General features: G+C 69.2%; 9 protein-coding genes. 6 read left to right on the top strand and 3 right to left on the bottom strand.

The genetic code is table 11. From position 1 onward, the window contains the following. Window positions 1–350 (top strand): ATPase, T2SS/T4P/T4SS family (locus D7X55_RS33090; RefSeq protein WP_167510911.1); only part of this gene is annotated, 350 nt, incomplete at its 5' end. 13 nt (window positions 351–363) lie between these two features. On the opposite strand, the gene D7X55_RS33085 is transcribed toward D7X55_RS33090, so the two are convergent. The 3 genes from D7X55_RS33085 to D7X55_RS33075 form a co-directional block, all read right to left on the bottom strand. After that, on the bottom strand, window positions 364–705 hold the full coding sequence (locus D7X55_RS33085; RefSeq protein WP_147468452.1) for a hypothetical protein: 342 nt from the start codon (window positions 703–705) through the stop codon (window positions 364–366). A gap of 104 nt (window positions 706–809) precedes the next feature. Then, entirely contained in the window at window positions 810–1,634 is an 825-nt protein-coding gene (locus tag D7X55_RS33080; protein WP_121725148.1) for a class I SAM-dependent methyltransferase, read from the bottom strand. Window positions 1,635–1,645: 11 nt separating this feature from the next. Further along, window positions 1,646–3,037: a general secretion pathway protein GspE gene (locus D7X55_RS33075; RefSeq protein ID WP_121725147.1), complete on the bottom strand. Its 1,392-nt coding sequence runs from the start codon at window positions 3,035–3,037 to the stop codon at window positions 1,646–1,648. A gap of 130 nt (window positions 3,038–3,167) precedes the next feature. On the opposite strand from D7X55_RS33075, the gene D7X55_RS33070 reads away from it, so the two are divergent. The 5 genes from D7X55_RS33070 to D7X55_RS33050 form a co-directional block, all read left to right on the top strand. Beyond that, window positions 3,168–4,181 carry an SPFH domain-containing protein gene (locus tag D7X55_RS33070; RefSeq protein ID WP_120551836.1) on the top strand — a complete coding sequence of 338 codons (1,014 nt, stop codon included), beginning with the start codon at window positions 3,168–3,170 and terminating at the stop codon, window positions 4,179–4,181. A 12-nt stretch (window positions 4,182–4,193) separates the two neighbouring features. Then, window positions 4,194–5,114, top strand: coding sequence for an NAD+ kinase (locus tag D7X55_RS33065; RefSeq protein ID WP_121725146.1), 921 nt, complete (start codon window positions 4,194–4,196; stop codon window positions 5,112–5,114). A 420-nt stretch (window positions 5,115–5,534) separates the two neighbouring features. Beyond that, a complete protein-coding gene (locus D7X55_RS33060; protein WP_120551834.1) occupies window positions 5,535–5,957 on the top strand; it encodes a PTS sugar transporter subunit IIA in 423 nt (140 codons plus the stop codon). Between the two features lie 33 nt (window positions 5,958–5,990). Then, a complete protein-coding gene (locus D7X55_RS33055) occupies window positions 5,991–6,476 on the top strand; it encodes a PTS sugar transporter subunit IIB (protein WP_120551833.1) in 486 nt (161 codons plus the stop codon). A gap of 4 nt (window positions 6,477–6,480) precedes the next feature. Further along, on the top strand, window positions 6,481–6,807 hold a 327-nt coding region (locus D7X55_RS33050; protein ID WP_147470303.1), incomplete at its 3' end, for a PTS sugar transporter subunit IIC.

Below are 6,807 nucleotides of genomic sequence, written 5' to 3'. Positions count from 1 at the left end.
GGCCGGGAGGGGCCATTGGCGTCGTGAAGGTGGGCGGGGAGCTGATGCTGGCGCAGGCGCTGCGTTCGTTCCTGAGGCAGGACCCGGACCTCGTCTTCGCGGACGAGGTGCGAACGCTGGAGGACATGCAGATGCTCTGCAACGCCGCGTTCACGGGACACGCCGCGGTCTGCGTCCTGGAGGCGAAGACCCCCGAGGAGGGCTACGCGTGGCTGACGGAAGCCATGCCGGGGCTGCCCGTCCACTCGCTCATCGTGCATCACACGCGCGACGCGATGACGCTCCACGAGACGAAGCCCCAGGAGGACGGCAACACCCTGCACGTCGTCCCGTGGACGCCCGGGAACTGATCAGGGCTTCAATTCAACGTGATGCAGGACGCCTGGAGTCGCGGCTGACAGGCTTGTTCAGCTTGCGCATCACCCGGGTCTTCCTGACGCGCTGGGGCTCGGTCTTCTTGGGCTTGGGCTCTGGGAAGATTGTCCCGATGGTCTCCCTCACCACGCGGTAGTCGAAGCGGAAGGGAGGACCCGCGCCCAGGGGACTCCATCCCGCTGCGAGTGCCCGCCGGATGATGTCGCGAACCATGCCCGGAGTGACGCCGGTCTGATGCGGAGCCATCCAGTTATCCGGCCGGCTGACGCCAAGGTCGACGACGAGCACGCGCCGCGGGACCTCCTCGCTGGCCTGGACTGCCAGGAGCATGGGCGAATCAGCGACGCCTTGGGAGTACGTGGGCGTTTTCCGGATGCGCCAGTCGTAATCAGTCTCACCGAAGCGAACCCGGCGGGTGCCCTTCCTGGGAATGCTCATGCCCGGGTCGCCGTCAGCTGCCGCATGCCCCAGCTCAGCGGAACGCTCCCATCCGCACGCCGCAGCGGTTGCACGGCCTGAAGGAATGATTCCTGGAGCGACGCCCGGGCCTCCGGAGACAAGCGGTCCGCGTCATACGTCGTGAACAGCGACTCCCAGACCTCCTGAGGAGACCCATCACCCTGCACGGAGAGGGACTGCACCGTGACGTCCACGAAGCCCTCTGCGAAGAGCGTGCGCAATCCGTCCTCGGAGCGGACCCGTATGTCTCCCAGCATCAGGGGAGGCTCCGTGCCCTGGCGGGACTTCATGAGTCCGGCGAACACCCTCAGCGCGTTGTCCGGCGCCAGGTCTCCACCGCCCACGACCACGGACACCCGTCCACCCGGCTTCAGCACGCGCCGGAACTCCGCGAGCACGGTCTCCACGTCGTCCATCAGCATCAGCGCCAGGTGGCTCAGCACGACATCCACGCTGGCATCCCCGAACGGAAGCGACTGCGCCCGCCCATGAACCAACGTCGCTGACCCGTCCAGCCGGGCACGCGCCGCCGCCAGTTCATGCTCGCTCATGTCGAGCCCCAGCAGTGACAGCCCGGGCTGCTTCCTCCGGGCCAGCAGCTCCAGCAGGTGCCCATCCCCACACGCCACGTCGAGTACCGTCAGCGGACCGTCGGCTGGAACCACCGCCTCCAGCAATGCGTAGCTGGAGGCCGCCGTCTCTCCATTCCGCTGCACCGGAGACGAACCGAACCACCGCGACGTCACGCCCGCGAGGCGCGCATGGAAGTCCAGCAGGTACGCTTCAGCAGGGGAGGGCATGGACTCCTCTTTCAGCGCCGGGGCTTCTTCTGTCCCGCGTTCGTGGCTTCGGCCCGGAGGGCCAGCACGGAGTACAGGTTCATCGTGTAGACGCTGCTCTCCGGCTCCAGGTCCGAAGCCTTCTGGAAGAACTCACTGGCGCGTTCGTAGTCGCGCTGGTGGTTCAGGAGGATCATCCCCATGCGGTTGTAGAGCGGCGCGGGCTTCGGCAAGAGCCCGATGCTGCGCTCCAGCAGGTCCAGGGCCTCCGCCATCTTCCCCGCCTGCTCCAGCCGCACCACGCGCTGAAGCACCTGCTCCTGCGAATCCTCCACCTTGGGCACTGGAGGAGCCGGCGCCACCGGAGGAGGCTTCGCCGTCAGCGTCGAAGCCAGCGACACCGAAGGCCTGGCCGCCGGAGCACGGGCCGCCCCTGCCTTCGCGGACGGCGGCGGCTTCGGCTCACTCCGGTCGAACACGGGCGTGCCGTCCCCGGAGAACGACGCCTCCGCCGACGCCAGCGTGCCCACCAGCTTCGTCACGCCGCGCTCCGACAGCGACTCGAACACCGCGCGCAGCTCCAGCTCCGTCACCTGGGTGATCATCGCCATGTCCGACAGCGCCGTGCGCCCGTCCACGAACGACAGCACGTACGCCTCGAACGGGCTCAACGGCCGGTTCACCAGGTCCAGCCCCGCGACGATGACCGGACGCACCGGCGGCCCCTTCGTCTTCGCCTGGGCCTGCGCCTGGAACGTCACCACCCGCGTCGCCTCCTGCTGCGGCGGCTTGGGCACGCCGCGCGCCCCCGTCTGCTCCGGCTGCGTGAGCAGCGCGCGCACCAGCGACACGTTGTCCCGGGGCGGCAGGTCCTCCACGCTGCGCACCAGCAAGAGCTCACAGCGCGCGCACTGGAAGTCCCCCGGCTTGCACGACGCGCCACAGTGCGGACACACCAGGTCCTCCGGCGGGTGCTCGAAGGCGTGCGCGTCCGCGTAGTAGTGCTTGCGGATGGCCGCGCGGATGGACCTGCGCACCGCCACGAACGGCAGCACCTGCGCCACGCCCACCGTCTTCGCGATCTCCTCCAGCGCCCGCTGCCGCTGCGGCTCGGAGATGGCCACGTACAGCACGTCCTGCGCCAGCCGCAGCGGCATGAAGTCGAAGCCCTCCGCCAGCCGCACCGGCACCCGCTCCAGCAGCGCCGGCTCCACCTTCGCCTGCGCCAGCTTCTCCGTGGACACGAAGCGCGTCTTCAGCTCCTGCGCCAACAGCCGCAACACCGGCGTCTCGTCCACGCCCAGCCGCACCAGGCACTCGCCCAGCTTCAGCCCCGTCTCCTGCTGCCGCGCGAGCGCCCGGGACAACAGCTCCGGCGTCAGCACTCCATCCAGGACCAACTGCTCCCCGAGCTTGCGCGTCATGCCCCCGATTCAAGGCCGCCCGGGCCCACCCCGTCCACCGCTTTCCCGCACTCCCTGTTGCGAACGTGTAATTAAGACACTAAGATGGTGTCCAACTTACACAAACGCAGCAGGTGAGGGGGATGCGCGGATGTTCATCGGGTACATGAAGTCAACGCCGACCACGTACGTGATGCAGTACCGGGACGGCGAGGTGGTCCGGGAGGGCGCGGGCCTGTCCTTCCTCTACTGGAAGCCCGCGACGACGCTGGTGGCGGTGCCCCTGTCCAGCGCGGACGTCCCGTTCGCCTTCAACGAGGTCACCCGCGACTTCCAGCCGGTGACCATCCAGGGGCAGCTGACCTACCGGGTGGAGGATCCGCGCCGGCTGGCGGGGCTGTTGGACTACTCCATCACGCCGTCGGGGCGGCACCGCTCCGATGATCCGGAGAAGCTGGCGGACCGGCTGGTGCAGGCCGCGCAGGTGCGCGCCCGCGCGGTGGTGCAGTCCTTGAGCCTGCGCGAGGTGCTGGTGCGCTCCGACCTGCTGGAGTCCCGCGTGCTGGCGGCGCTGGCGGAGGCGGAATCCGTGAAGGCGCTGGGCGTGCACGTGATGGCCTTCTCCGTGCTCTCCATCCAGCCCACGCCGGAGATGGCGCGCGCGCTGGAGGCCGCCGCGCGTGAAGGACTCCAGCGGGAGGCGGATGAGGCCATCTACGCCCGCCGCAACGCGGCCGTGGAGCAGGAGCGGCGCATCAAGGAGAGCGAGCTGGCCACGGAGTTGGTGGTGGAGGAGCGCCAGCGCCAGATTCGCGAGGCGAAGATGGCCGCGGACATCGCGGTGGAGGAGCAGCGCGCCGCCCTCATGGAGCGCTGGGCCCAGAACGAGCGCCAGTCCGCGGACGCGCGCGCGTACACGCTGGAGAAGACGCTGGAGCCGGTGAAGAACGTGGATTGGAAGACGCTGCTGGCCACGTCCGCCAACGGCGGCGACCCCGCGCTCCACATCGCGCTCGCCTTCCGCGAGATGGGCGAGAACGCGCAGCGCATCGGCGAGCTCAACGTGTCGCCGGACCTCTTGCGCTCGCTCCTGCCCGCGACCTCTGGCCCCGCGCAGAAGCCGAACAAGCCTGGCCGCGCGGACGTCCAGCACTTCGAGCGCTGAAGGAGTCACGCCATGTTCGAGAAGGTCGTCCTCGTCACGCGCAAGACGCGGCTGGCGGACCTGGTGGTCCGCTTCAACACGAAGAAGCAGGCCAGGTTCTACGTGGAGCACAACGGCCAGGACTTCCACGGCTTCGAGGCGGAGGACGACACCTACCGCCGCGCCGTGGACGGCCTGCGCTCCCAGCTGGACGTGGGGTTGCCGGTGCAGCAGGTGGACCGCTCGCTCGTGCCCACCTTCCTCTTCACCGGCAAGGAGGTGGTGGTGGCGGTGGGGCAGGACGGGCTCGTCGCCAACGTGGCCAAGTACGTGGGCAGCCAGCCGCTCGTGGGCGTCAACCCGGATCCGGAGCGCTTCGACGGCGTGCTCCTGCCCTTCCTCCCGAAGGACGCCCGGGGCGCCGTGCAGCGCACCCTGGAGGGGCGCGCGAGGGTGCGCCAGGTGCAGCTGGCGGAGGCGCGGCTGCAGGACGGGCAGCGGCTGCTCGCCTTCAACGACCTGTTCATCGGCGCGCGCACGCACGTGTCCGCCCGCTACCAGGTCCGCTACGGCGGCAAGGAGGAGTCGCAGTCCTCCAGCGGCGTGCTCGTGTCCACCGGCGCGGGCTCCAGCGGGTGGCTGTCGTCCGTGTTCGCGCTCGCGCAGGGGCTCACCCGGTGCACGGGCGGCACGCCGGGGAAACCCTGGTCGCTCGGCTGGGAGGACGCGAAGCTCGCCTTCGTCGTGCGCGAGCCCTTCGTCAGCCGCCACTCCGGCGCGGACATCGTCGGCGGCTTCATCACCGCCGGGCAGGAGCTGGTGCTCGAGTCCCGCATGCCTCAGGGCGGCGTCATCTTCAGCGACGGCATGGAGGAGGACTTCCTCACCTTCGGCGCCGGCGCCACCGCCCGCATCCGGCCGGCGGAGCAGAGCGCTCGCCTGGTCGTCCACTGAGACACCTCAACCCGATGCGACAGGTCGCAGGAAACCAGGACGCCCCGAGTATCGATGGACCTCGCGGGCCCTCCACGGATTCCCGGGTGATACAGCCACTCCCACGTGATGGCACGGTCGGCTTCCTACCCACCGAGCGGGGACACCGGACTCGCACTCCAGGGCACGCAACCGTGGGGCCTCGCCGCGCATCCACTAGAGCGTGGGGAGACCGCGCCCGGCTCCCCGTCCGGCAGACGACACCGTGTCCCTTCCCCGGACCTGAAATTCCAGGCATGGTGGGCGCAGTCGCCTTACCTTCGAAGCGAAGTCGTTGGGGAAGCAGTTCCCAGGTGCAGGCGGAAAACTTCGCCGGAGTTGCGTCCGGTCGTTGATGGGCGTAGGACGCAAATCTCCCGGGAAGTGGCTCAGGGGTGATCAATGGTCGGCCTCGTCATCGCATCGCACGGGCGTCTCGCGGATGAGCTTGTCTCTACCGCTGAACAGATCGTGGGCAAGCTGCCCGCCGTGGCCACCTGCAACATCGAACCGGGGGCTCCCGTCGAGGACCTCCGCGCCAAGATGAAGCAGGCCGTGAAGACCGTGGACGAAGGGGACGGGGTCATCATCATGGCCGACCTCTTCGGAGGTACTCCCTGCAAGGAATCGCTGATGATGTGTCAGCGGATGAATCTGGAAGTCCTGGCCGGCGTCAATCTGCCCATGCTGCTGAAGGCCAACTCGCTCCGTTCGGAGCAGATGGCCCTGTCGGACATGGCCAACCAGCTGGCGTCGTACGGCCAGCGCAACATCACCTGTGCATCCGCCCTGCTTCGCGAGGCTCAGCAGCAGCCGCGAACTTGACGGACCCGTACGGGTCGGCGATTCGAGACTGCCGTGATCACCCTGGTCCGCGTCGACAACCGCCTCATCCATGGTCAGGTCGTCGAAGCCTGGCTTCCGCACCTCAAGGTGTCCCGAGTGGTGGTGGCGGACGATGAGGCGGCCTCCAGTCCCCTCATCCGTGCCGCCATGGCGCTCGCCGTCCAGAGCGCCATCGAGGTGCAGATCCTCCCCCTGGCCCAGGTGGACTTCGCCGCCCTGTCCAAGGACGGCGTGCGCACCCTGGTGCTGTTGAGGGACGTGGCCTCCGTGCCCTTCGCCTTCCAGCACGGGCTGGCCATGGAGCAGCTCAACCTGGGCAACGTGCACTTCGGCACCGGAAGGCGCCAGGTGTCGCCGTCCGTCTTCCTGGCGGAAGGAGAGCTGCAGGCCCTGCAGCAGCTGTCCGCGCAGGGCGTGCGCGTGGAGGCGCGCGCCGTGCCCGCGGAGAAGTCCGTGGACCTGCCGGACCTGACCGAGCGCTGGTCGAAGGCCGGGTGAGCCGGTGAACGTCGGCTGGACCCAGGTGGCGCTCGCGTGTCTCTGGGGGGGACTGGTGGCCGTGGAGCGCAAGGCGTTCCTCCAGGCCATGCTGTCCCGGCCCCTGGTGGCCGCCACGTTCATGGGCGCCCTGTTGGGCGACGTGGGCGGGGGCCTGTCCGTCGGCATGCTGCTGGAGCTGTTCTACCTGGGCACCGCCAACCTGGGCGCCTCCCTGCCGGAGAACGACACGCTCGCGGCCACCGGCACCGCCGCCGCCGCCGCCACCCTCACCGCCGCCACCGGCGCGGGCTCCACGCCGGCCATCTGGTCGCTGGCCGTGCTGCTCTTC

The sequence above is a fragment of the Corallococcus sp. AB049A genome, from assembly GCF_003668885.1.
GTDB classification, from domain to species: Bacteria; Myxococcota; Myxococcia; order Myxococcales; family Myxococcaceae; genus Corallococcus; species Corallococcus interemptor.
The sequence above is the reverse complement of the archived record's forward strand: the minus strand, read 5'-3'. Positions and strand labels throughout refer to the sequence as shown.

What these genes read in the sequence shown, in the direction of transcription:
- D7X55_RS33085 (WP_147468452.1), bottom strand. Translation starts at nt 705, where the DNA reads ATGCTCCTGGCAGTCCAGGCCAGCGAGGAGGTCCCGCGGCGCGTGCTC.
- D7X55_RS33080 (WP_121725148.1), bottom strand. Translation starts at nt 1,634, where the DNA reads ATGCCCTCCCCTGCTGAAGCGTACCTGCTGGACTTCCATGCGCGCCTC.
- D7X55_RS33075 (WP_121725147.1), bottom strand. Translation starts at nt 3,037, where the DNA reads ATGACGCGCAAGCTCGGGGAGCAGTTGGTCCTGGATGGAGTGCTGACG.
- D7X55_RS33070 (WP_120551836.1), top strand. Translation starts at nt 3,168, where the DNA reads ATGTTCATCGGGTACATGAAGTCAACGCCGACCACGTACGTGATGCAG.
- D7X55_RS33065 (WP_121725146.1), top strand. Translation starts at nt 4,194, where the DNA reads ATGTTCGAGAAGGTCGTCCTCGTCACGCGCAAGACGCGGCTGGCGGAC.
- D7X55_RS33060 (WP_120551834.1), top strand. Translation starts at nt 5,535, where the DNA reads ATGGTCGGCCTCGTCATCGCATCGCACGGGCGTCTCGCGGATGAGCTT.